This window comes from Campylobacter showae (genome assembly GCF_900573985.1).
In the GTDB taxonomy this organism is placed as follows: Bacteria; Campylobacterota; Campylobacteria; order Campylobacterales; family Campylobacteraceae; genus Campylobacter_A; species Campylobacter_A showae_E.
Map to the genome: position 1 here is coordinate 1,435,100 of NZ_UWOK01000001.1, position 25,073 is coordinate 1,460,172.

The 25,073-nt window shown below is 46.4% G+C and carries 21 protein-coding genes and 2 pseudogenes; 18 read left to right on the forward strand and 5 right to left on the reverse strand.

All coding sequences use genetic code 11. The features are described from left to right. Positions 1 to 397: 397 nt before the first annotated feature. From EE116_RS07295 to EE116_RS07330, 10 genes and pseudogenes are all read left to right on the forward strand, one after another. Entirely contained in the window at positions 398 to 1,408 is a 1,011-nt protein-coding gene (locus EE116_RS07295) for a bifunctional 3,4-dihydroxy-2-butanone 4-phosphate synthase/GTP cyclohydrolase II (protein WP_122873842.1), read from the forward strand. Then, complete coding sequence (locus EE116_RS07300) at positions 1,383 to 2,477, forward strand: PAS domain-containing sensor histidine kinase (RefSeq protein WP_122873843.1); 1,095 nt, start codon at positions 1,383 to 1,385, stop codon at positions 2,475 to 2,477. The genes EE116_RS07295 and EE116_RS07300 overlap by 26 nt, the downstream gene beginning before the upstream one ends. 65 nt (positions 2,478 to 2,542) lie before the next feature. Continuing rightward, positions 2,543 to 2,848, forward strand: a complete 306-nt coding sequence (locus tag EE116_RS12775; RefSeq protein WP_241091658.1) for a response regulator transcription factor — start codon at positions 2,543 to 2,545, stop codon at positions 2,846 to 2,848. Next, a complete protein-coding gene (locus EE116_RS12780) occupies positions 2,833 to 3,270 on the forward strand; it encodes a winged helix-turn-helix domain-containing protein (protein ID WP_241091659.1) in 438 nt (145 codons plus the stop codon). The genes EE116_RS12775 and EE116_RS12780 overlap by 16 nt, the downstream gene beginning before the upstream one ends. Before the next feature lie 219 nt (positions 3,271 to 3,489). Then, positions 3,490 to 4,416: a Dyp-type peroxidase gene (locus tag EE116_RS07310; protein ID WP_122862871.1), complete on the forward strand. Its 927-nt coding sequence runs from the start codon at positions 3,490 to 3,492 to the stop codon at positions 4,414 to 4,416. A gap of 268 nt (positions 4,417 to 4,684) precedes the next feature. Continuing rightward, on the forward strand, positions 4,685 to 5,263 hold the full coding sequence (locus EE116_RS07315; RefSeq protein ID WP_122862872.1) for a cytochrome C: 579 nt from the start codon (positions 4,685 to 4,687) through the stop codon (positions 5,261 to 5,263). A 421-nt stretch (positions 5,264 to 5,684) separates the two neighbouring features. Beyond that, positions 5,685 to 8,243, forward strand: coding sequence for a molybdopterin-dependent oxidoreductase (locus EE116_RS07320; RefSeq protein WP_122873844.1), 2,559 nt, complete (start codon positions 5,685 to 5,687; stop codon positions 8,241 to 8,243). 337 nt (positions 8,244 to 8,580) lie between these two features. Then, positions 8,581 to 9,324 (forward strand): annotated as a pseudogene (locus tag EE116_RS13230) (cache domain-containing protein); the annotation flags it as partial. 747 nt (positions 9,325 to 10,071) lie between these two features. Further along, positions 10,072 to 10,512, forward strand: coding sequence for a methyl-accepting chemotaxis protein (locus tag EE116_RS13235; protein WP_415874026.1), 441 nt, complete (start codon positions 10,072 to 10,074; stop codon positions 10,510 to 10,512). Positions 10,513 to 10,700: 188 nt separating this feature from the next. Continuing rightward, on the forward strand, positions 10,701 to 11,129 hold the full coding sequence (locus EE116_RS07330; protein WP_122873846.1) for an EamA family transporter: 429 nt from the start codon (positions 10,701 to 10,703) through the stop codon (positions 11,127 to 11,129). A 298-nt stretch (positions 11,130 to 11,427) separates the two neighbouring features. Here the strand turns inward: EE116_RS07330 and EE116_RS07335 are convergent, their stop codons facing one another. Together EE116_RS07335 and EE116_RS07340 are read right to left on the reverse strand one after the other, a co-directional pair. Further along, positions 11,428 to 12,192, reverse strand: coding sequence for an ankyrin repeat domain-containing protein (locus EE116_RS07335; RefSeq protein ID WP_122873847.1), 765 nt, complete (start codon positions 12,190 to 12,192; stop codon positions 11,428 to 11,430). A 234-nt stretch (positions 12,193 to 12,426) separates the two neighbouring features. Further along, positions 12,427 to 12,894 (reverse strand): methylated-DNA--[protein]-cysteine S-methyltransferase, encoded by a 468-nt coding sequence (locus tag EE116_RS07340; RefSeq protein ID WP_122873848.1) that lies wholly within the window; start codon positions 12,892 to 12,894, stop codon positions 12,427 to 12,429. 109 nt (positions 12,895 to 13,003) lie between these two features. Between EE116_RS07340 and EE116_RS07345 the strand changes: the two genes are divergently transcribed. The 3 genes and pseudogenes from EE116_RS07345 (at position 13,004) to EE116_RS12785 (ending at position 17,751) form a co-directional block, all read left to right on the forward strand. Further along, positions 13,004 to 15,757: a bifunctional aconitate hydratase 2/2-methylisocitrate dehydratase gene (locus EE116_RS07345; RefSeq protein ID WP_122873849.1), complete on the forward strand. Its 2,754-nt coding sequence runs from the start codon at positions 13,004 to 13,006 to the stop codon at positions 15,755 to 15,757. Positions 15,758 to 16,219: 462 nt separating this feature from the next. After that, entirely contained in the window at positions 16,220 to 16,831 is a 612-nt protein-coding gene (locus EE116_RS07350; protein WP_122873850.1) for a trimeric intracellular cation channel family protein, read from the forward strand. A gap of 68 nt (positions 16,832 to 16,899) precedes the next feature. Further along, positions 16,900 to 17,751: pseudogene (locus EE116_RS12785) on the forward strand (YwqG family protein). 140 nt (positions 17,752 to 17,891) lie between these two features. Here the strand turns inward: EE116_RS12785 and acpS are convergent. Both acpS and fliL read right to left on the reverse strand, forming a co-directional pair. After that, positions 17,892 to 18,245 carry a holo-ACP synthase gene (gene acpS / locus EE116_RS07365; protein WP_122873853.1) on the reverse strand — a complete coding sequence of 118 codons (354 nt, stop codon included), beginning with the start codon at positions 18,243 to 18,245 and terminating at the stop codon, positions 17,892 to 17,894. Next, on the reverse strand, positions 18,242 to 18,775 hold the full coding sequence (fliL, locus tag EE116_RS07370; protein WP_122873854.1) for a flagellar basal body-associated protein FliL: 534 nt from the start codon (positions 18,773 to 18,775) through the stop codon (positions 18,242 to 18,244). The genes acpS and fliL overlap by 4 nt, the downstream gene beginning before the upstream one ends. 60 nt (positions 18,776 to 18,835) lie before the next feature. Here fliL and ybaK point away from each other — a divergent pair, with 60 nt between their 5' ends. The 5 genes from ybaK to EE116_RS07395 all read left to right on the forward strand — a co-directional run bounded on the left by ybaK (position 18,836) and on the right by EE116_RS07395 (position 23,866). Then, the gene (ybaK, locus tag EE116_RS07375; RefSeq protein ID WP_122873855.1) at positions 18,836 to 19,309 is read left to right on the forward strand and encodes a Cys-tRNA(Pro) deacylase; all 474 of its coding nucleotides are present in this window, start codon (positions 18,836 to 18,838) and stop codon (positions 19,307 to 19,309) included. A 68-nt stretch (positions 19,310 to 19,377) separates the two neighbouring features. Then, the gene (locus EE116_RS07380; RefSeq protein WP_122873856.1) at positions 19,378 to 20,778 is read left to right on the forward strand and encodes a phosphomannomutase/phosphoglucomutase; all 1,401 of its coding nucleotides are present in this window, start codon (positions 19,378 to 19,380) and stop codon (positions 20,776 to 20,778) included. 3 nt (positions 20,779 to 20,781) lie between these two features. Next, complete coding sequence (locus tag EE116_RS07385) at positions 20,782 to 22,125, forward strand: mannose-1-phosphate guanylyltransferase/mannose-6-phosphate isomerase (protein ID WP_122873857.1); 1,344 nt, start codon at positions 20,782 to 20,784, stop codon at positions 22,123 to 22,125. 11 nt (positions 22,126 to 22,136) lie between these two features. Further along, complete coding sequence (locus tag EE116_RS07390; protein ID WP_122873858.1) at positions 22,137 to 23,258, forward strand: glycosyltransferase family 4 protein; 1,122 nt, start codon at positions 22,137 to 22,139, stop codon at positions 23,256 to 23,258. Beyond that, positions 23,255 to 23,866 (forward strand): sugar transferase, encoded by a 612-nt coding sequence (locus EE116_RS07395; protein WP_122873859.1) that lies wholly within the window; start codon positions 23,255 to 23,257, stop codon positions 23,864 to 23,866. The genes EE116_RS07390 and EE116_RS07395 overlap by 4 nt, the downstream gene beginning before the upstream one ends. 50 nt (positions 23,867 to 23,916) lie before the next feature. On the opposite strand, the gene EE116_RS07400 is transcribed toward EE116_RS07395, so the two are convergent. Beyond that, positions 23,917 to 24,864, reverse strand: coding sequence for an acyltransferase family protein (locus EE116_RS07400; protein ID WP_122873860.1), 948 nt, complete (start codon positions 24,862 to 24,864; stop codon positions 23,917 to 23,919). Positions 24,865 to 25,073 lie beyond the last annotated feature (209 nt).

Below are 25,073 nucleotides of genomic sequence, written 5' to 3' on the forward strand. Positions count from 1 at the left end.
CAAAATAGTACGCGGTCGGCGGCAAGTTTGATCAAATTTAGTCGCCGCGACGAAAAACAGCCCAAATCGTATCGTGCACCATTTTAAGGCTTAACAAATTTAACCAAAATAACGATTCTCGTAAATTTGCCTCGCTCATATTGCAGTATCGCAAAAATTAACTTTTAGCATTTTTAAAGTGCGGGTTATGCCCAAAATCGGTCAAAATTGATAAATCCGTAAAAATTAAACAAAAACTTACAAGCCTGGTTGCTTCGTTTAATTTTAACTAAAGTCCGTTTGTGCTGCGCTTTGATAGCCCAAAAAGTTCGCAAAGCATCAAGCAAGGCCCGCGCAAAAGCCTAAATTCAAAGCTAAAAATGTATAATTATCCCAAATTTTTAAACAAGGAATAACAATGGATAGAGTAGAGCAGGCCATAAACGACATCAAAAACGGCAAAATGGTCGTAATGGTTGACGATGAGGATCGCGAAAACGAGGGCGATCTGGTATTTGCGGCGACGTTTAGCGACACGCAAAAGGTAAATTTCGCCATCACTCACGCAAAAGGCGTGCTGTGCCTCGCGCTAAACGAGGAGATCGCGCGTCGTCTTGATCTAAATTTGATGGTGGATAAAAACACATCCTGCCACGAGACGGCGTTTACAGTCACGATCGACGCCAAAAACACGACGACGGGCGTGAGCGCATACGAGCGCGACGTCACGATCCGCCTGGCAGCCGATCCGATGTCAAAGCCGGAGGATTTCGTGCGACCTGGGCATATTTTCCCGCTCATCGCTAAAAAAGGCGGCGTGCTAAGCCGCACCGGACACACCGAAGGCTCGGTCGATCTATGCAAGCTTGCCGGTCTAACGCAAGCAGCCGTCATCTGCGAGATCGTAAAAGAGGACGGAAATATGGCTCGCAGACCCGATCTAGAGGCATTTTGCGAGAAATTTGGGCTAAATATGGTCTCGGTCTCCGAGCTCGTGCAGTACCGCCTAAAACACGAAAGCCTAATCGAGATAAAAGAAAAAAGCGCGGCTAAGATAGCTGGCTTTGACGCCCTAAAATGCGAGATACTAGATCACAAAGGCGAGCGCCACTATGCCTTTGTTTTTGGCGAGATAAAGGATAAAACCGCGGTCAAATTTCATCAAATTTCAAGCGACGTCGAGCTGCTATGCTCGGATAAATTTGACGACTTGCGAGACTCGCTTGAATATCTATCCAAAAACGGCGGCGTCGCGGTGTTTTTACAAGGCGAGGAGAAGTGCGGCGGACAGGTCAAGGATTACGGCATCGGCGCGCAAATTTTACACAAGCTAGGCGTCAGCCGGATCGAGCTTTTAAGCGCGAATAAAAACAAAGATTTCGTCGCATTAAAGGGCTTTGGGCTTGACATCGCGGGCTATAAAGAGTAACGCAAACGGGCCTAGCGAGGTCGCGCGAGCCTTTGCTAAGACGCTAAATTTGGGGCTTTTGTACGCGGACAAAAATGGCGTCATAAAATTTATAAATAAAAAATTCGAGCGGATTTTCGCTCTGGCGCCCAAGGTTTTTTACGGAGCGAAATTTGACGAGATGATCGCTGCGGCGCAGGGGCTGGGCGAGCTAAAAAGCTTTAAAAATCTCAAAAATAGCCCGCTAAACTCGAGCGATTTTATAGTAAAAAAGAACCAAAAAAGCTACAGGCTAAACGTTTCAAACGTGCTTGAGGGCGGGGTGAAATTTGACGGATTTATCCTCGCGGTCACCGACGTCACGCACGAAAAGGAGCTAGAAAAAAAAGAGCTTGAGCATAGGCGCTCGGTGCTAGTTCACGCCAAAACCGCGCTGGTAGGCGAGATGATAAACTCCATCTCGCATCAGCAACGTCAACCTCTAAGCGCGATGGGGCTGTATCTGGATAATATCGAGGAATGCGCGCACGAGGGCGAATTTGAGCGCATACCGGCTCAAATCGCAGCCTGCAAAAAGAGCTTAAGGCTAATGGACGAAACGATAAAGGCGTTTAGAAATTTTTACGCCAGCGGTGAGGTGGCGGCAAAATTTGATCTCGTGAATATCATAAACGAGCTTATTTTGATAGTAAGACCCGAGCTAAACTCTCACGGCATCGAGCTAAATTTTGCTCACGGTGGCGGCAAATGCGAGCTAAAAAGCATCGCTAGCTACGTGAGGCAGATCTTGCTCTCTTTGCTCTCAAACGCCAAGGACGCGCTAGTTGAAAGCGGATGCGAAACGCCGCAAATTTTGATCGAGCTAAAGAGAGCGGGCGGGCTATTTTGCGTGAGCGTGAGCGATAACGGCGCCGGAGTGAAAGCGGATAGCGATGAGATTTTCGAGCCGTTTTTTACGACGAAAAATATGGGCACGGGCACGGGGCTAAACGTAGCTAGGGAGCTCGCCGTAAAAAAGCTAGGCGGCGCGCTGGAGCTTGAAAGTGCCGTAAATCCGACTAAATTTACGCTATTTTTAGGCGAAATTTAGGCGAGGCGATAAATTTGAAAATTAGTTTTAGGAATTAAGAACCACAAGTAAGAAACGAGGCCAGCGTGTATAGCAAAATAAAAAATATCTTAAACGGCATAAATTTGCTCATCGTCGAGGATGACGAGAGCCTGCGCGAGAGTATCAAAATATCGGTCGAAAACTATGTAAGCGAGGTTTACGCCTGCGCAAACGCAAAAGAGGCGCTGGAAGTTTTTGAAGCAAAGGACGTAAATTTGGTGCTTTCTGATATCAATATGCCGCACATGAACGGTCTTGAGATGGCGGCTCGTATAAGGGGCTGGATAAAGACGTGCCTATTATATTTCTTACTGCATACGGTAACGACGAGAACATGCTTAGCGCGATAGAGCTAGGAAGCTTTGGCGTGCTAAAAAAGCCGTTTGAAAAGCGCGATCTAATCATGCAAATGAGCTTTGCGGCGAATAAATTTAAAAATGATTTTGCCCAGGTCGATCTAAAAAACGGCTTTAAATTTAACGCCTTTAGCAGGCAGCTAACAAAGGACGGCCGGCCCGTGGCGCTAACTAAAAAAGAGCAAAATTTACTCCATCTTTTTCTAAAAAATCAGGGACGCGTCGTGAGCTTTGAGATGATCGAGGCGTGCGTCTGGCAGGATGGCAGCTGCACGACCGACGCGATACGAAGCTTTGTCTATAAACTACGCAAAAAACTCTACCCAGAACTCATCCAAAACGCGCAGGGCAGCGGATATGCGCTTGTCCTAGCCGAGCAAAATCAACGAACCGTGAGTCAAACGAGCTATATCTGAGGCAAGACGGCTTAATCAAAAATTCATAGTTTAAATACAAAATGCGGCGCTTTTAAATTTGGCGTCTGCAAAGACCGCAATGATAAATTTAATACAAAACTCGGCGATTATAATCCGTTTAAAATTTACGTTTTATTAAAAGCGTAAATTCAGCATAAATTAAAATTTAAGTCGTAAAATGCGAATTGCTAATTTTAAAATCAACTTTAAGGAGAAAATATGCAAATAAATTCGCAAGAAGTCACGCAGGCGCCGGGCAATAACACCGTCTTTCAAACTTGGTTGCTAAGCGGCGACGAAAACGCCTGTAAAAAGGGCTTTGAGAGGCTTTGCGCTTTGGTTGTAAATTTAAACAAAACGGCTAAAGTAAGGTTTGGCGCGGAGGCGAACGTAAACTGCGTAATCGGCATCGGGCGCGACGCGTGGCTAAAACTAGGACTCCCGCAACCGCTACCAAAAGAGCTTGTAAATTTTAAAGCGATAAAAGGCGACAAGCACGAAGCCGTAAGCACCGCGGGCGATATCCATGTGCATATTAGGGCGCTTGATGCGGCGGATTGCTTTGATATGGCGCAAAATATAAAGGCCGAGCTTTTTAAATTTGCCAAGCTCGCAGACGAAACTCAGGGTTTTAAATACCACGACGGCAGGGCGATCATCGGCTTTGTAGACGGTACGGAAAATCCAAACGGCGAGGATAGAGATTATTTTGCCAAAGTCGGTGACGAGGATGCGAAATTTAAGGGCGGAAGCTATGTGTTTGTACAAAAATATAAACACAAAATGAGAGAGTGGAATGCAGCTAGCGTGAGCGAGCAAGAAAAGGTTATCGGCCGCACTAAGGCAGACGATATCGAGATGAGCGAGGATGAAAAGCCTAGCAACTCGCACTCCGCCGCGGCAAACGTAGGAGATGATAAAAAAGTCGTTCGCGGAAATATGCCTTTTGTCGAGGGGAGCGTGACGGGGACGTACTTTATCGCGTATGCTAGCACGTTTTCGACGGTTGAAGCGATGCTAAATAAGATGTTTATCGGCGAGCCGCGCGGCAACTATGATAGATTGCTTGATTTTAGTACGGCGATGACCGGAGCGCTCTTTTTCGCGCCTACTTTTGATATGCTCTCAAGCTATAGCGCGGAGTAGGATTTTTGGCCCGCGAACCCTCCTAAATTTCGGGCGTTTTGCGGGCTACTGCTTTAAATTTTACTTTTAACAACCTTGCCTAATTCGCTTTTAAAATTTAAAACCGAGATTAGTATTTTTTCGTAAGTTTTTACCGCTAAATTTGCAAATTTTGCTTGCAAATTTACGGCATGAACCGCGCAAATATAAAATTATATTTTCATAAAATCATACTTTCATCATACTTTTCTTATATAATCCTTTTACATCTTAAATTTAAGGGAGCAAAATGAAAAAAATCCTACTATCAAGCTTGCTAGCCTGTTCGCTATTTGCGGCGGGCGAGGTGTATAGCCCGTCGGTAAAAGACGTTTACGCCGATGCGACGTCGCAAAAAAGCATAGGTAGGCTCTTGCCGACTAATGCCGTAAAAATACTAGCGAACGAGGGCGACCGCGTGAAAATCTCCGTTAAAGGCTACCAAAATCCCGCCGTTAGCAACGTCGTTTACTTTAGCGACTCCGAGCGCGTCATCGCCGTGGCGTTTGCCAAAACCGCGACGCCTGAGATCAAGGTTGTAAAAAAGGGCGCTAACGGCAAATGGGACGAGGTCGAGACTGTGGTCTATGCGCAAAAAGACGGCTTTACGAGCGATCTAGGCGGGCTTTTTGCTAAGGGCGGCGAGATTTACAAAGAGAGCTGCGGAGTGTGTCATTCGCTACATCAAACCACGCACTACAAGGCAAATCAGTGGCCTAACCTGCTAAAATCGATGATCGCGCGAACGGCAATCGACAAAGACGACGAGTGGCTGGTAATACAGTACTTGCAAAAGCACTCTGCCGACGTGAACGTGGCGAAAAAGTAAAAAGCGGTGCGTAAATTTGACGAGGATTTACGCCTGGTGCGCTCCCAAACGGACGAGATTTGCGGGAGCTAGATTTTTATAAAAGCCGTTTTTTTAAACGCCGAATTTGAAGGTTCGGCGGATGGTAAATTTAGCGCGTAAGACGAGATGCGCGCTAAATTTGAGCGGCAGCTTTGCGGGCTAGGTTGCGCGAACGAGGCTTTTAGCCGTCAAATTTGACTCGCTGGACTAGAAAGCGGTCAAATTTGAGCGTAAAAGCTTAAATTTGAGTCCGTGCAAAAGACCGGCTTTGCCAGTTTGTGAAGTAAATTTTAACAGGGTACCCTACGCAGTAGGGACTTTAGGTGGGTGCAGGGAGCGCTTGCGCTTCCGCTCGGAGGTCGGATTTTATTCGACCGAGAAATAAAAATAGGAGAGAAAAATGAACCTACAAAGACGAAATGTATTAAAAGGCGGAGCGGCTCTTGCGGCAGCTCCTTTGTTTTCTAGCGTAACGGCGTCAAATTTACTCGGCGCCGAGCTAAATACGGCAAACGTACGTAACGGCGAGGTGCTAACAGCTGCTCACTGGGGCATGCTAAAAGTTAGCGTCAAAGACGGCAAGATCGTAAAATCAGAGCCGTTTCAAAAAACGAGCGAAGTGTATAATCCGCTGCAGCACTACACCGCCGATATGGTCTATAAATCACGTATAAAATACCCAATGGTACGCAAAAGCTACCTAGAAAATCCGGATTCGCCAAAGCCTGAGCTAAGAGGTAAGGACGGCTGGGTACGCGTACGCTACGAAGACGCGATAAAACTAGTAGCTAGAGAGCTAAAAAAGACTAGAAAGCAAAAGGGGCTAGAGGGCGTGTTTGCGGGTAGCTACGGCTGGAAATCAAGCGGTAACGTGCATAACTCGAGAATTTTACTTCATAGATTTATGAACCTTAGCGGCGGATTCGTGGGGTCTCTGGGCGATTATTCTACGGGAGCTAGCCAGGTCATCATGCCTCACGTCGTGGGCAGCATCGAGGTATATGAGCAGCAGACCAGCTGGCCTGTGGTACTAGAAAACTCAAAAGTAGTCGTCATTTGGGGTGCAAACCCGGTGGCAACCCTTCGCATAGCGTGGACAAGCACCGACGAGCAGGGCTTTAAGTACTTTGAAGAGCTAAAAAAACGCAGCGACATAAAAGTCATAATAATCGACCCTATAAGAAGCGAAACGGCGCAGTACTTTGATAAGGCCGAGTGGATCGCTCCGGTGCCAAACACCGACACTGCGATGATGCTAGGCATGATGCACTACCTATACGAGAGCGGCAAATACGATAAAAACTTCATCGAAACCTATACGAGTGGCTTTGATAAATTCCTGCCGTATCTGCTCGGTAAAACCGACGGCACGCCTAAAAATTTGGAGTGGGCAAGCAAAATTTGCGGCCTAAAAGCAAGCCTCATAAAAGAGCTTGCGGACACTTTCTGCGCTAACCGCACGATGATAATGAGCGGTTGGGGTATGCAGCGCGCGCATCACGGCGAGCAGCCGCACTGGGCGATGGTAACTTTGGCGGCTATGCTAGGACAGATCGGGCTTCCGGGCGGAGGTTTTGGCCTTAGCTACCACTACTCAAACGGCGGCGCTCCGACTTGCAAAGGCGCAGTCATCGGCGGCGTAAATAGCGCAAGCGTGGGTAAATTTAACGACGAGGGCGAGTTTATCGGTACCGATAGCGGAGAATTTGACGCAAACGGCCGCTTCGTTGCTAAGGCTGCAGCGGTTGCGGGTACGGGTCAAAGCTGGCTGCAAAAGGCGACTCATTATGCATTCCCGGTCGCTCGTATAGCAGACGCTCTGCTAAATCCTGGCAAAGTGATCGATCACAACGGCAAGAAAATCACGTATCCTGATATCGACTTTATCTACTGGGTCGGCGGCAATCCTTTGGCTCATCATCAAGAGACGAACCGCCTGCTAGAAGCGTGGCGCAAACCTCGCACGGTAGTCGTAAACGAGGCATACTGGACGCCGACTGCTAAGATGGCCGATATCGTATTTCCAACCACAACCGCATACGAGCGCAACGACGTCACGATGACGGGCGACTACTCAAATATGAACATCGTGCCGATGAAGCAAGTTGTGGAAAAATACGCCGAAGCGCGCGATGATTATCAAATTTTTACCGATCTTTGCAAGGCGTACGCTAAAAATTTAGTCGTAGCCTACACTGACAACGGCAAGGATGAATTTGACTGGATAAAAGAGTACTACGGCGCGGCGTACGAGCAGGTCAAGGCTATACCTGATTTTGAAACCGATATGAAGCCGTTTGAGGAGTTTTGGAATGAAAATAAGCCGGTAACTTTTGCCTCGACGCCTGAGAGCGATACGTGGGTGAGATTTGGCGAGTTTAGAGAGGATCCGGTGCTAAATCCGCTAGGAACGCCAAGCGGCCTAATCGAAATTTACTCCGAAACCATCGAGAAAATGGGCTATGACGACTGCGGCGCGCATCCGATGTGGTTTGAGCCGATCGAGTGGCTAGGTATGAAAGATAAACCTGCCGAGCTACACATGCTAAGCCCGCATCCGACCGATCGCCTCCACTCGCAGCTAAACCAAACCTCTCTGCGCGAAAACTACGCGATCGCAAACCGCGAGCCGATCTGGATACACCCTAAAGACGCCGCGAAAAAAGGTATCAAAACGGGCGATTTGGTTAGGGTATTTAACGCGCGCGGCGAAGTGCTAGCGGGTGCCTTGGTGACGCAAGATATCAAAGAGGGCGTCGTTAAGCTCGCTGAGGGCGTATGGTACGACGGATTTGACGCGGGTCTTTGCAAAAACGGCTCGCCAAATGTGCTAACTATTGATATCCCGACTAGCAAGCTAGCTAACGGCAACATCAGCCACACCGCGCTTGTAAATATCGAGAAATTTACGGGTAAGGCGCCTGAGCTAACGGCGTTTAGCGATCCGAAATTCGCTTAAATTTGAGGCTGCAAGATAAAATCTGCGTCTTAAATTTGATAAAACCTCGCCGGGTTAAATTTGACTCGGCGAGGCGTTTAAAATTTAACCGTTAAATTCAACTCGGAGCGGTATAAATTTGGATTAAATTTATCGTTTTTGCTACGCTGATTTTGCTTTCATACCGCTTTATATTTTATTCTCATAAAAATTACTTCTTATTTTTAATAAATTTGGACTGGATTTTGCTTTTAAAACACAGTTAATGTAAAGTTTTAATTTTTAAAGTAGTAAAATAGAAATTTTAATCAAAATCTAAGGAGAGAAAATGCGTTCTATCACGAACAAGATCGCGCTAATGCTCATCGTCGCGCTGATCGTTTCGTTTGCCGCTATTTCGGCGGTTAGTTATTATACGGCCGAGAATAAGGTCGTTCAGCTCGTCAGCCAAAATCAGGCTCAAATTTTAAAAGACGTTGATACTGTTGCTAATTCGTTTTTTGAGGATTATTTGGCTATGGTCAAAAAAATAGCTGCAAACATCGAGAAAATTTCAGACGACGGCGATGATATAATGCGTCACTTGGTGCTAGAAAAAGAGCTTGCAAATTCGTTGGTTACTTATGTTTACTATGGACGCGATGATGGCTATTTTTTCCAATCGGACGGTAAAAGAACAACTTTGGCCGATAACTATGATCCGCGAACTAGGGGTTGGTACGGGGCGGCAAAAAATGAAAATAAAGCTATTTATATGCAGCCGCGTTTAACTTCGACTAACGATTTGGTCGTAACTTTCGTGGCGCCTGCAGTAAAAAACGGTAAATTTGTCGGTATAGTAGGTATAGATATCGATATAAAAACTCTAAGCAAAAAAATCCTCGATATGGGCAAGACCGAATACGGCTACGTTTATCTAATGAATCAAGACGGCGTCATGCTAATGCACTCAAATCCTGAGAATGTTGGTAAATCAGTCGACTCTACTACATATCTCTCCAAGCAATATGCAGAAAAGAAATTTGATAAAAACGGACTTATTCCTTATACTAACTATAAGGGCGAGAACGTAACGGCTAAACTTTTGCCTATCAACGATAAAGGCTGGCTAGCTGTTGCAGCTATCGGAGCGGATACTTTTTCTAGCAATACCCTTCCTCTACTTAAGGCTCAGCTTGCGCTAGCGGCGTTATTTATAGTTGCTCTTTCGATTTTTGTCTACGTACTACTTAAAAAATCTCTCAGTCCGATAAAAACTATCCAAGAAAAGCTTGAGGATACATTTAAATTCGTCACACATGAGGTATCCAAGGCTCCTGAAAAGTTAGCCGTAAATACGCAGGATGAATTCGGCGTTATGAGTAGGGCTATCAACGAAAATATAGATAAAGTAGTCTACGGCATCAAAAAAGATAGCGCTCTGATCGAGGAGATGAACGGCATCGCAAATCTCATGATAAAAGGCCATATGGGCGCGACTATAAAGGCGGATCCGAACAATCCGGCTCTCGTGCAACTAAAAGATTTGCTAAATAAATTCTTTAGCTCAATATCTTCAAATTTAAAAGATATCGCGCGAGTGCTAAACTCATATAACAAAAACGATTATACCGCTAAAATCGAGCTCAAAGATGAGCTAGAAAGCGATCTAAAAGATATGATCATGGGCATAGAGAGCGCCGGTGTAGCTGTTAGCAATATGCTAAAAGAAAATCTAAACGAGGCCGAAAGCCTAGAAGCAAAAGCTAAAATCCTAGCCGAATCTATGAAAAATCTGACCGACGGCGCTCATAGACAAGCCGACTCCATCCAAGAAAGCGCTGCTGCAATCGAGCAGATGAGTAGCTCGATGAACGCCATCAGCCAAAAGGCGCAGGATGTAACTCGACAAAGCGAGGAGATCAAAAACATCATCGTGATCATCCGCGACATCGCCGATCAGACAAACTTGCTAGCGCTTAACGCTGCCATCGAAGCAGCACGAGCAGGCGAACACGGGCGTGGTTTTGCCGTCGTGGCCGATGAGGTAAGAAAACTAGCCGAGCGAACGCAAAAATCCCTAAGCGAAATCGAAGCTAACGCAAACGTGCTAGCTCAAAGTATCAATGAGATGAGTGAAAGCATCAAGGAGCAAAGCGACGGCATAAATATGATAAATCAGTCGGTCACGCAAATCGACTCCATCACTCACCAAAATATCTCGATCGTAAATACCACAAACGAGGTTACGGCCGAGATAGACGATATGGCTAAAAATATCGTCGCGGATGTTAGAAAAAATAAATTTTAAATCAAACTTTAAAGGCGAATGTCAAAAATCAGGCATTCGCTTTTTTAAATTTAAACGCTACTTAATCCATTTACGACGCTGCCAAATTTAATCGCTTTGCAGCTTTCTCTTATTTTTTATTTTAAATTTGCACCCTTTTGAGCTAAATTTGCCGTAAAATTTGACTATAATTTTGCAAAGGATAAATCATGCGAGAGTGGGCTTTATGGGCACTAGCTTCGGCGGTTTTTGCCGCGCTTACGGCGATTTTCTCCAAGGTCGGTCTTGAGGGTATAGACTCGGATTACGCGACCTTTATCAGGACGCTCGTTATCGCTGCGGCGCTGATTTTGTTTCTCACGTATGCTAAAAAGTGGCAGCCCCTTGGCGAGCTAAGCGCGCGAAACTGGCTATTTTTGACGCTTAGTGGACTTGCAACTGGCGCGTCGTGGCTGGCGTATTTTAAGGCGCTTCAGATAGGCTCCGCGTCGCAGGTAGCACCCGTGGATAAACTTAGCGTCGTTTTGGTTGTTGTTTTTGCGGTTGTGTTTTTGGGTGAGCGTCCGAGCGTCAGAGAGTGGATCGGCATCGCGCTGATCGCTAGCGGCGTGTTTACGCTGGTTTTTGCAAATAAATAACCGCACGTAATTAATCCGCTGGTTTAAAATTTAGGGTAGCCTATTCGTCTGATTTATGCTTTTTTGACGGTATTTGAAATTTACTATTAGACGAAACGGCGCAAAAAGCCAAAAGTATATTCGGCATGTAAATTTTGGTGCATAAATGAGCTTATTTTTTACTTGCAAGGTTTGCTTTTTGATAAATTTACTAGGCCTATACGGCAAATTTGCATCAAGTTTTTATGTATCTACTAATGGCGTTGGTTGAAAATTTACATAGTTTGGCTTTAAATTTCGCGCCGTAAAAAAAGCAAAATCAGTTCATTTTTTTTTGCAAAGTCGCATACCACTTGAATTTTGCGATTATTTTTCTTAGTCTGGCTGCGTTTTTTACGCCCTCAAAATTACCATCGCAGTATTGCCGCGCGCTTAGCTCGGCGTCGTTTAGCGCGTCCAAGTCGGCGCCCTCCGAGAGTAATAGCTCAAAAATCGTCTCGCTATCACAAAAGCATGCGCGCTGTATCGGCGTGAAGCCCTCATAGCCAGCTATATTTACGTCGGCTCCTTTGTTTAACAGCATTTCTACGGCGTATTTGTCTGCGTCCGCAACCGCTAGGTTTAAAATCGTTTCACCGCTTGCGTCTTTTTGATTCGGCGATACGATTTTACTCTCAAATTTACTCTTGCGCGCGAATTTATCGTAAATCTCGTCCGCCAAGTCGCAAACTATCGCGTCGCTTAGCCGCACCAGATATGCGCCGAACGTAAAACCTTCAAATTCCGGCTCGAAACCGTGACTACACGAGATCTCTTTGGTTTTGTATTTGACCGGTCGCAGTACGCGTCCGTGCAGTTCGTCGCATGATTCGTAGCGAAAATATATCGCCCAAATTTCCGTCACGACGCCTGTTATATTGTACTCCTCTCCGCCGTGCGCCTCATATGAGTAGTCGGCGTCCCTGAAGATAAAATCCGTGTCTGTCTTAAATTTTGCCACGTACCAACTAATCTCGTCGCTGAGCTTAAACGCGTCGCCGCAGCATTCCATCTGCCAGTCGTCGTAGTATATTTTTAGATCCATTTTTTTCCTTTTAAATTTCACCGCAATTTTTGCCGAGCAGGCTAAATTATCATAAATTTTATCAAAACGGTATGGTTAAAAATATAAATTTGCTTCTCGTTTTACTTATGAAAACAGCACGCGTTTCGCGAGTATGTGCTTAAACACGACTAAAATCAGGCGATCAAATTTGTCATTTCGTATCAAATTTGTGCCTGTTTGGATGAAATTTTGCACTATCAAAATTTAAAGGCGTTAAATTTTGTCTTTAAATTTCGTTTCATGCTCCAAAAGCCAAATTTTAGTCGCTAACCCCTCGCCGCCGCTGTATCCACCAAGGCTGTTTGAGGCGACGACTCTGTGGCAGGGTACGATGATCGGGATTTTGTTTTTTGCGTTTGCCGAGCCTGCCGCGCGAAACGCCTTCGGTCGCCCCGTCATCGCTGCTAGCTGGGCGTACGTGACGCGCTGCCCGTAAGCGATCTTTTGCAGATTTTCGTAAACGCACCTTTGAAACGCCGTGCCGCCGATATTTAACCGCGTTTTAAAGGTTTTAAGCTCGCCTTTAAAATAACTCTCAAGCTCGCTTAAGCAGAGCTTTAAATTTGCGTCTGTTACGTCCGTGCGGACAAAATTTCGCACGAAATTTATCTCGCAAACGCCGCTTTCGTCACCGCAAATCTCCAAAACGCCGATAGGCGAGTCAAAATATGCTTTTTGCAAAATTTACTCCTTCGGTATCAAGTAACGCAAATTTAGCGAAATTTAGTTTATATTATTATCTGTTTTTCGCTAAAATCGTATCGTTTAAAAAATGGATTAAGGAAAAACGATGGACTTTTTTACCGAATACGAAAAACACGTAAAAGAGCGCGAGGCCCTAGGCGTGCCGCCGCTACCGCTAAACGAGGAGCAGATCAGAAAAGTCTGCGAGCTTTTAAAGCTCGAAAGTGCGAACGAGAGGGAGTATCTAGGCTTACTTTCGGGACGCGTGCCACCGATGGAGCTGGGCGGTGAAGGCGAAGCGATTATCGCCGCAAAGCTAGATGAAAATCAAAAGAGGGTAAAGCGGCTTGTAAATTTACTCGCAAATCGCGTAAATCCTGGCGTAGACGACGCGGCGAAGGTAAAGGCGGAGTTTTTAAACGAGATTATAAATCGCGGGCTTGAGATAAGCGGCCTTGACAAAATCGCCGCCGTAAATTTGCTGCGACCGATGCTTGGCGGATACAGCGTTATAGTGCTGCTTGAAAGCCTAAAAAACGCCGACGAGGCCTTAGCGCAAGCCGCCTGTAACGCGCTAAAAGAGACGATTTTCGTGCATGATTATTTTAACGACGTAGCAGAGCTTGCAAAAAGCAATAAATTTGCGCTAGAAGTGCTGCGCTCGTGGGCGGAAGCGGAGTGGTTTAAGGCGCGAGAGAACCTGCCTAGGCGTATTAGAGCGGTGATCTTTAAGGTTGCAGGTGAAACCAACACCGACGATCTAAGCCCGGCTAGCGAGGCCTACACGCGTTCCGATATCCCGCTGCACGCAAACGCGATGCTAGTTAAGCGTCAGCCGGGCAGCCTAGAAATGATCAATGAGCTTAAAAAAAGCGGGCTCGAGGTGGTCTACGCGGGCGACGTCGTGGGCACGGGCAGTAGCCGAAAGAGCGGCATAAACTCCATCCAGTGGCACCTCGGGCGCGAGATAGAGGGCGTACCGAACAAAAAAACGGGCGGCATCGTGATAGGAACGGCGATCGCGCCGATATTTTTCAATACCGCCGAGGATAGCGGCGCGCTACCTATAGTAGCCGATGTGAGCGCGCTAGAAATGGGCGACGTCATCGATATCTACCCGTACGCGGGCGAGATTTTTCGCGTCGGGCGGGTAAATTTGAGCGCCGAGGGCAAATTTGACGCGATTCAAATTTACGGCGAAGCTAAATTTGGAAATTTAAATGAAAACGAAAAACCCAAAGGCGAGCCGGTCGCTCGTTTTACGCTTGCGCCAAACACGATATTTGACGAGATCAGAGCAGGCGGGCGCATACCGCTCATTATAGGCCGTTCGCTTTGCGGCAAGGCTAGGGCGGCGCTAAATTTGGGCGCGGAGGATATATTTGCTAGGCCCGCGCAGCCGCAAACGGACGAGAGTGAGGGCTACACGCTAGCTCAAAAGATCGTGGGTAGAGCTTGCGGCGTGCAGGGTATCAGAGCCGGGCAATACTGCGAACCGGCGACTCTCACCGTAGGCTCGCAGGATACCACCGGACCGATGACGCGCGACGAGATCAAAGAGCTTGCTAGTCTTGGGTTTTCAGCTGATTTCGTGTTGCAGAGCTTTTGTCACACGGCGGCCTATCCAAAACCTAGCGACCTCGAGACGCAAAGGACGCTGCCTAAATTTATGAGCTCGCGCGGCGGAGTCAGCCTAAGGCCTGGCGACGGCGTCATACACTCGTGGCTAAACCGCATGGTGCTTCCCGATAGCGTGGGCACTGGCGGCGACAGCCATACGCGGTTTCCTATCGGCGTGAGCTTTCCTGCGGGTAGCGGGCTGGTGGCGTTTGCGGCGGTATCTGGGGCTATGCCGCTAAATATGCCAGGCTCCGTGCTCGTGCGATTTAACGGGCGACTGCAAAAAGGCGTGACGCTGCGCGATCTGGTAAATGCGATCCCGTACTACGCGATCAAGCGCGGGTTGCTCACGGTCGAAAAGAAAGGCAAGAAAAACGTATTTGCGGGTAAAATTTTAGAAATCGAGGGGCTGGAAAATCTAAAAGTCGAGCAGGCCTTTGAACTAAGCGACGCCTCGGCCGAGCGCTCTGCGGCGGCCTGCGCGGTAAATTTGAGCATCGAGAGCGCCTGCGAATACGTCCGCTCAAACGTCGCTCTCATCGAGGCGATGATAGAGGCTGGGTATGAGAGCAGGGCTAGCCTGGAGCGCCGCGCGGCGAAAATGCGCGAGTGGCTGGCGACGCCCGAGCTGCTGCGAGCCGACAAAAACGCGCGCTACGCCGAGGTGATCGAGATAAATTTGGACGAGATACAAGAACCCATCCTAGCCTGCCCGAACGATCCCGACGACGTCGCGACTCTGAGCGAAATTTTAGCCGATAGCTCGCGTCCGCATAAGATAGACGAGGTGTTTGTGGGTAGCTGCATGACGAATATCGGCCACTACCGAGCGCTCGGCGAAGCTCTGCGTGGGCTTGGGATGCTGCCCACTCGCCTTTGGATCGCGCCGCCAACAAAGATGGATCAGCGGCTGCTGGAGGCAGAGGGCTACTATGATATCTTTCGTGCAGTGGGTGCTCGCACGGAGGTGCCTGGCTGCTCGCTTTGCATGGGCAACCAAGCCCGCGTAAACGACGGAGCGACCGTGTTTTCGACCTCGACGCGAAACTTTGATAATCGTATGGGTATGGGCGCGCGCGTATATCTTGGTAGCGCCGAGCTGGCCGCCGTTTGCGCCGTGCTAGGCAGGCTACCTAGCGTGAGCGAATACATGAATATCGTGCCAGAAAAACTTGCAGGCAAAGAGGCGCAAATCTACCGATACCTAAATTTTAACGAGATAGAAAATTTTAAAATTTAGTATTTTCGGTGCATTAGCGTATTTTGCACCGGCGTACATGCTACTTTAGATAGTTTGGACGGCTGGCGTGTCGCATTTTCACGCTTGCGCGTCTAAACGTCTTTGCAGCGATAATCTTACGGACGGCGACTGCGCTGATCGACTAGCTTTTAGGCTAGACAAATTTTGCGGCAAGCAGGCTGCGCCGATTTATCGGTATAGCCTAAATTTAGTCCAATGGGGTCTGAATAAGTGTGCGAGACGTTAAGCGGTAAATTCGTGTAGCTAGTAGGTTAAAGTCGTATTCTATATGCCACATAAAATGCGTTTAAATTTTGCTCTTTTTTTGCGTAAATTTTTGCTTCTTCTTTCGGCGCCTACTTTAAACAAGCCATACGCTACTTGCGAATTAAATATTATTTAAATTTAACTGCTTTTTTATTTTAAAAATGTAAAATCTCGTTTAAAAACTTAAGGCTGAAAATGACTGCGCTCCTCGTCGCCGAATACATCGGCATCGCCTCGGCAGCCACGAGCGGATTTATCTTTGCGGTTAAGCGCGACTGCGACTGGCTGGGTATCTTTATAGCCGCGCTTCTGACCGCGCTTGGAGGCGGATTTATGCGCGACGCTATCGTCTCGCGCCCGCCGTATTCGTTCACGCACTACGCTCCGTGCATCATCGTGATGGCGATGCTCTTTCTCTCGGCTTTTTTACGCCTGCACAAGCGAAGCGACATCGAGAAAAAATTCCTTTTCGTCACCACCGACGCCGTGGATCTGGTGAGCTTTTCTATCGTCGGAGCGATCGTGGCGCTACAGTTTGGCTACAATGTCTTTGGCGTAGTGCTACTCGCACTTTGCAACGGCGTGGGCGGAGGCATGATACGCGACGTGCTTTTTAACGAGATCCCTTGGTGTCTTAAAACCGGGCTTTACGCGACGGTTAGCATTGTCGTGGGGCTGATTTATTTTGCGATGGATTATGCGGGATTTACGAGCGTGTTTTGGGTGATGGGGCTTTTTGCGTTTGGCGTCGTGTTTAGGCTTGCGGCGTATTATCTGGGCTGGCATCTGCCGACATTGCAGAAGTAAAATTTGACTAACTTTTTGCTGCGACGGGTTAAATTTTAGAATTTGCGGGTAGTCTTAAAGGAGAAAATATGAATTTGCAAAATTTGCGCTCAAGATATGAAGAATACGGACTCGGATGTATATTTGAAGAGATAAAAAACTATGCTAAAAATGCGGTGGAAATTTCGCTAAAAGAAAACGCCGATCGGCAAATACCGATAGGGGCGTCGAAATTCGGCGGATCGCCCGATCTACCGCGAAACGAGCCGTGGCCCGTAAATGAGCAAACCGGCGAGCCGCTTCATTTTATAGCGCAGATAAATTTTAGCGAAGTTTCGGAGTTTGATACCCAGAGCGAGTTGCCGAGTCGCGGTATGCTTTATCTCTTTTACGATTGCGCTCAGATGCCGTGGGGATATGATCCAAAAGACGGCGCTTTTAAAAAGGTGATTTATGCGGAGGATACGAGCGAGCTAGAGCGTAAGGTAGCGCCGTTTGAAAACAACGAAGCGTTTGCGGCGACTTCTTTAAAATTTGCAAATGCGACCGAGTTGCCGGATTTGGAGAGCGATTTGGTCGGCGACACCTAGATGAGCGATGACGAAATCGACGCGTATCGGCAGATGGCGGATGATTTTTGCGAGCAGCGCAGCGAAAATAAAATTTTAGGACATTCGGACAATATCCAAGGCGGTATGGAGCTAGAGTGCGAGCTTGTGACAGACGGCTTTTATTGTGGCGGCGATGAGGATTATAGCGGGCCGGAGTTTGAAAAATTGCGGCAAAATATCGGCGAGTGGACGCTACTACTGCAAATCGGAAGTAACGACGAAAACGAGATGATGTGGTGCGATTGCGGTAAAATTTATCTGTGGATCAGAAAAAACGATCTACGCGAGAAGAAGTTTGATAAAAGCTGGCTAGTGCTGCAGTGCGATTAAATTTGCGGCCTTATAGGATCAAATTTGAGGATTGCTGTGCTAAATCGGCACGAACTAAAAACACTCAAATTTGGCTTTCGTTTGCTGGATAAAAAGACAGAGTCGACGAAATTTAGTAAATCAGAGTCAAATTTAAAAACCTAATCCGCTTTTTGCAGTATCGCCGCGGCTATCGCAAAGCCGCCGTCGTGACTTATGGTGATTTGCGCGTCTTTTAGGTTAAAGTTTTTGATGATTTTTTCTGAGAGCTTTACTTTGGGGGCGTTTTTCTCGTCTTTATAAATTTGAGCGTCAAAGAACGAAAACTCAGCCGAGATCCCGCAACCAAGAGCCTTGCTGATAGCCTCTTTAGCTGCGAAAAATCCAGCTATCGTAGCGTCCGTTTTTGCGATATTTATCTCGTCGTCACTTAAAAAATATCTCAAAAAATCCTCGCCTCGCCGCTCTTTAAGCCTTGAGATTCGCGAGATCGCTACGATATCTATGCCGATCATTGCACCACAAAGTCGGTAAAGTAGATATTTTTTATATGCCCGTCGGCCAAAACCTCGTTTAGGCGGTCGACTATCTCGTCTTTTAGGCGGTTTTTACCTTTTTGGGTGCTTACCTCTTCATACGTTTTAGATGATAGTGTAGAAACGACGATATCCCTTATTAGCGGTTTTTTCTTGTCGATTTCCGGCGTTAACGTATCGGCGCTAAGCTCTAGATCAACTTTCGTTTTTAGGTATCTCGAGCCGCTTTCGCTAAGCAAATTTACAATAAACTGATCGAGCGGATAAACCGGGCCCATATTTACATAGTCGTTTGATCGCTTGCCTGCCGTATTTTTAGGTGCTGCGGCTTGGACTTGCTCGGTTTGAACCTGTGCCGTTTGCGCTTGCGCATTCTCTTCATTGCCGCCCATTAGTAGGAACGCCAAAAGTCCGCCGACTACCAAAAGAAGCAGTAAAATAACAATGATGATGATGATAACCAGCCCGTTTCCCTTTTTGCCTTGATTTTCTGAAATTTCTTCAGCCATATATTCTCCTTAATTTTTTAGCTATAATTATATCTTAAATTTTTGAAAAATGAGAAGGCAATGGTACATAAAACAAATGCCGCGAGGTTTTTAGACGGTAAACATATCCCCTATGAGCTAGTTGAATACGAAGCGGATGAGAGCGATCTGAGCGCCATTCACGTAGCTGCCGTTTGCGGCGAGCAAATAGAAAAAATCTACAAAACCATCGTCTGCGAATGCGAGCCAAAAGGCTACGTTGTGGCGTGCATACAAGGTGATTTGAGCTTAAATTTAAAGGCTCTGGCTAGACTTAGCGGGCATAAAAAATGCGAGCTTTTAAACTTAAGAGAACTTGAAAAAGTGACGGGCTATATCAGGGGCGGCTGCTCGCCGATAGCGATGAAAAAGGCGTTCGAGACGTTTTTTGATGAGAGGATTTTAAAGCAAGATTACGTCTATGTAAGTGCCGGGGTGCGTGGAAAACAGATCAAAATCGCACCGCAAAGCTTGATGGAAGCCATCAACGCAAAGATTGGAGACGTCGCCGTTTAGTAAAATTTAACCCAAAAATGCTAAAATACGCCGTCTTAAAATAAAATAAATTTAAATAAGGTAAAATTTTGATAGACGAAATTTTTAGAGAATACGATATACGAGGCATTTACGAGCGCGATCTAAACGAAACGAGCGTCAAAGCGATCGGGTTAAATTTGGGTCGAGAGATGCTACGCCGAGGTGCAAAAAACGTTAGCGTAGGATTTGACGCTAGGCTAAGCGCGGGTGAGGTTTTCGGCTGGCTAGTTAGCGGGCTAAATTTGACTGGGATCAAGGTCTATGATATCGGCTTGCTACCGACGCCGGTCGGGTATTTTAGCGTGTTTTCGGACAAATTTGACGCAAATATAATGATAACCGGTTCTCATAATCCAAAAGAATACAACGGCTTTAAAATCACGATTTTTAAGGATAGCTATTTCGGTGAGGATTTGCAAAAGCTAAAAACCGCCGTACTAGCGGACATCACGGCAAAAACGCAAATCCCGAATGATCTGAGGGCTGAGAAATTCGATATCGCGACGCCTTATAAAAATTTTCTCATAGAGCAGTTTGGACATCTAAAAAATCTACCGCTAAAAATCGTCATCGACTGCGCAAACGGCGCGGTCGGAGCGGTTTTGCCCGAAATTTGTGAGGCGTTAAATTTGAACGCTCAAATTTTATACCCCCAGCCCGACGGAAACTTTCCGAACCATCACCCAGATCCTAGCGAGGAGAAAAATTTAAGCGATCTAAAGGCCGCGCTAAAGGGCGAATTTGACATAGGATTCGGTTTTGACGGCGACGGCGACCGCATCGCGGTTCTAACCAAAAAACGCAACATAAAAGGCGACGAGCTGGCCTATCTATATAGCCTCGCGATGAAAAACCCCAGGGTGCTGGGCGAGGTCAAATGCTCGCAAAATATGTACGACGAGATCGACGCGCACGGCGGCAAAAGCTTCATGGGCAAAACCGGACACAGTAATATCAAAAAGGCGATGAAGGAGCTAAATATCGATATGGCGGCCGAGGTGAGCGGGCATATTTTCTTTAAGGAGCGGTATTTTGGCTTTGACGATGCGACGTATGCGATGTTTCGTGCGCTAGAGCTTGTGGCTAAGGGCTTTAACCTAGACGGCGAGCTTGATAAACTGCCAAAGGTCTTTAGCACCGACGAGATCAAGGTAAAGACGACCGACGCACAGAAATTTAAGCTTGTGGCAAAGCTAAAAGAGGTTTTGGTTGAAATTTACGAAAATGGCGACGCGCAAAAATTGCTAGCAGGCCTAGGTAAAATAGCCGAAATCATCGACATAGACGGTGTTAGAGTGAGGTTCGAGGATGGTAGCTGGGCGCTAGTACGAGCCTCGAATACTACGCCTGTTATCGTTACGAGATTTGAGACCAAGGATCAAAATTTACTGACGCGGCTTCAAGAAACATTTTTAAATTTGGTCGAAAATTTAAAGCAAAAGGCGTAAAAAATGACAAACGTTATACTTTGCGGAGGTTCGGGCACGAGGCTTTGGCCGTTATCGCGAACACTGATGCCAAAGCAATTCATTAGGCTTTTTAACGAAAAATCGCTCTTTGACCTTACGCTTAGACGCAACGTGTACGCGCAAAAAACGATCATCGTTTGCAACGAGGCGCACTACTTTTTAGCGCTTGACGAGTGCGGAAATAAAAAAATAGACAAATTTATCCTTGAGCCATTTGGTAAAAACACTGCCGCGGCGATCACCTTTGCTGCGCTTTGCTGCGATGAGGATGAAATTTTACTCGTTACACCGAGCGATCATTTAATCGAGGATGAGACTGAATACAAAAAGGCACTTTTGATCGCGCAAAGCTATGCAAATCAGGGTTTTTTGGTGACGTTTGGCATAAAACCTAACGAACCAAACACGGGCTACGGCTACATCAAGGCCGATAAAAATGGCGACGTAGAGCGATTTATCGAAAAGCCCAACCTTGAAACCGCGGCGAAATTTATAAAAGAGGGCGGGTATTATTTTAACAGCGGTATGTTTTGCTTTAAGGCTGGCGTATTTTTAAGCGAGATGAAAAAATACGCGCCAAGTATCGTAAAAGACGTGACGGCGGCGATAGAGGGCTCGGCGAACGAACCGAATTTGCTAAAAATAAGTCCGAATTTTATGGATAAGATCGAAGATATCAGCATCGACTATGCGCTAATGCAAAAAAGCTTAAATATCAAAATGGTGCCGCTGGATGCGGGCTGGAGCGATATGGGCAGCTTTGATGAGCTGAGTAAAAAGATAAAAAACGAGGGCGAGTCGCTGCAAATTGGTGCGAGCGAAAATTTCATCCTAACTAAAAAACCGACCGCACTAGTAGATGTGCAAAATTTGCTCGTAGTAGACACTAAAGACGCGCTTTTGATCGCTAAAAAAGGCAGTTCGCAAAAGGTAAAAGAGGTTTATAAGCACTTTTCAAATTCATTGCCTGAAATTTGCGAAACGCACACAAGCGTGTACCGTCCGTGGGGTAGCTATGAGGTGCTAGGCGAGGGCAGCGGCTACAAGATGAAAAAGATCGTGGTTAAGCCCGGCAAAAGACTGAGCTTGCAAAAGCATTTTAAAAGAAACGAACACTGGGTCGTCGTCGAGGGCGAGGCGCTAGTAACGATAGACGGTAACGAAGCACCACTAAAACAAAACGAGTCGATATATATAAAAAGCGGGCAGATTCACCGACTGGAAAATACGGCAAACTCCGATCTCATCGTCATAGAAGTACAAACGGGCGAGTATCTGGGCGAGGACGATATAGTTCGTATCAGCGACGACTACGATAGAAAGTAGCGGCGGAGCGGATGAAAAAAGCTCTGGTTTGCGACTGGCTAGAAACCTATGCCGGAGCCGAGCGTTGCGTGCAGAGTTTTACGGATATTTGGGACGATTTTGAGATTTTTAGCCTTGTTGATTACCTTAAATTTGACGATAGGCAAAAGATTTTAAATGGCAAATTCGCTCGAACTAGTTTTATTCAAAATTTACCGTTTGCAAAGAGCAAATTTAGGAGCTATCTGCCGCTTTTTCCGCTAGCGATAGAGCAGTTTGATCTGAGCGAATTTGACGTCGTGCTGTCTAGTTCGCACGCCGTAGCAAAGGGCGCTCTGACGCATTCAAACCAGCTTCATATAAGCTATATACACACTCCGATGCGATATGCTTGGGATATGTATTTTGACTATTTGCGTCAAAATGGACTAGAACGCGGACTAAAAGCGGTGCTGGCTAGGTATATTTTACATAAAATTCGCCTGTGGGATATCGCCGCGGCAAACAGAGCTGACGTTTACGTCGCAAATTCAAATTTTATTGCGCGTCGCATACGTAAAATTTACGGCAAAGATGCCGCCGTGATCTACCCGCCCGTAGATACCGCAAATTTTAAATTAAACGAAAATAAAGAGGACTTTTACGTCACGGTTTCAAGGATGGTGCCTTATAAAAAGATCGATTTAATCGTACGCGCCTTTAACGAAAGCGGCAAAAAGCTAGTCGTCGTGGGTGACGGCGAGCAGATGAATGAAATCAGAAATATCGCCAAAAGTAATATTGAAATTTTAGGCTTCAGGGGTGCGCGCGAGACTGCGGAGCTGATGGGTAAGGCAAAAGCCTTCGTATTTGCTGCCGTAGAGGATTTTGGTATAGCGCCCGTGGAAGCTCAGGCCTGCGGTACGCCCGTCATCTGCCTAGGTAAAGGCGGTGCGAAAGAGAGCGTGATAGACGGCGTCACGGGCGTTTATTTTAGCGAGCAAAGCGAAGATAGCCTAAACGAAGCGGTTGTAAAATTTGAAAAAATAAGAGACAAATTTGATCCGCAAGCGATCAGGCAAAATGCGCTAAAATTTTCAAAAGAGCGCTTTGAGCGAGAGATAAAGGGGCTCGTGGAGAGTAGTTACGAGAGATTTTTAGAGGGCGTGCTATGAGTCTGCGCTCTAAAATTTTGCTAAAAGCCGTGATCGATTACGTCGTCGTTGTCGCTACTGCGCCGATTTGGCTTGCGGTCGTCACCGTCATAGCCGCAGTCATAAAGATAAACGAGCCCGGCGAGAGCATCTTTTTCAAACAAAAGCGAATAGGGCGCTTCGGCAAGCCGTTTAGCTGCTATAAATTTAGATCGATGCATAAAAATTGGCGTAAAATTTTGGACGAGTATCTTGCGCAAAATCCCGCAGAGGCCGAGCATTTTGCCAAATTTCACAAATACGAATTTGATCCGCGCATAACAAAAGTCGGCGGATTTATCAGGCGTACTTCGCTTGATGAGCTACCGCAGCTTTTTAACGTTCTTAGACTTGAAATGAGCCTGGTCGGACCGCGTCCGTATATGTTTTACGAAAAAAGACAAATCGGCAAAAGCTTAGGCAAGATAACGAGGGTCAGGCCGGGGCTTACCGGACTTTGGCAGGTGAGCGGCAGGAATGAAATTTCATTTGACGAGCGAGTAAAAATGGAGTGCGCATATGTCGATAATCTTTCGATTTTTAGGGATTTTTTGATACTTGTTCGTACGATTTTCGTGGTTTTAAAATAAATTTAATTCGCGATATTTTCGTACTTTTCTTAAAAATTTCGATACAAATTTTATTGCTTTTTAAATCTTATTTTATTTATTTTTCTCTCGATAAAATAAAAATTTACGAATCCAAACACGACCGAACCAGCCGTCACGAAGGCTAAATTTATGCCTCCTAGCCAAAATTCACTAAGCCAAATAAAAAGAAAATGACTGATAAAAATCGCGTATGAAAGCGAGCCTGCGATATCGTTAAATTTAAGCTTAAATTTAAACCTCTCATGCGCTAGTACGACCGCAGCTCCGACTAGATAGCCGGTCACCGTCTCTACGCCAAAGGCGCTAAATTCGCGCGAGTAAAAAAGATAGCCTGCCAGCGCCGCTACCGCCACGTAAAAAACGGCGAGCTTGCCAAACTCTTTTTGATAGATCAAAAATCCCGTGTAAAACATAAAAAATACGCCGCAAACAAGCCTATATCCGTAGATATCGGCATTTATAAAGCCCAAATTCGCCGCTGCATAAACGCCTAGCGAGCCGGTAGCTAGCGCGTAGCCTAGCCGTCTAAATTTGATCGCTAGCACGAGCAGGGCATAGGCCTGAAGCTCGGCTCCTAGCGACCATGCGGGAGGTATGATGAAATTTAGCCCCACGGGCGCGTCTATGACGGAAACATCAAGCCAAAAAAAGTAGTTTAGAGGCGCGATAAGCGCATTCAGGAGCAAGTTTTTTGCATTAAAATGCGGCCGCAGATACGACGTCGCGCAAAAAAATAGCACCGTCAGCGCAAACGCAAAGAAAAACGCGGGATAAATGCGTAAAAATCTATCTTTTATGAAGTAGCTTATTTGTGCGTTTTTCGGTGCGATTTTGATAAAGACCTTTGATGTGACGAGTCCTGCTAGGATATAAAAAATCACGACTGCAAAGACGCCGATGTTTTTGCCCGCCAGTCCTATACCGACGTGCGATAGTAGCACGAAATACGCTAAGATAAACCTAATATAACCAAACATTTTGTTCCTAATTTTTGCTTTTTTACGGCATTTTGCGGCTATGCCTAGCTGGATTTTTCGGCGCGATTTTTTCGCAAATTTCGCCGCTTTGCTCTTTTGGGCCGTGACCGTCGTAACCTACCAAAAATGACGCCTTTTTGTCGAGTTTTCTACGCAAAGGCGATTGTTGCCTTTTTTAGCCGGATAGCTATGTAAAATTTGCCGCCCGT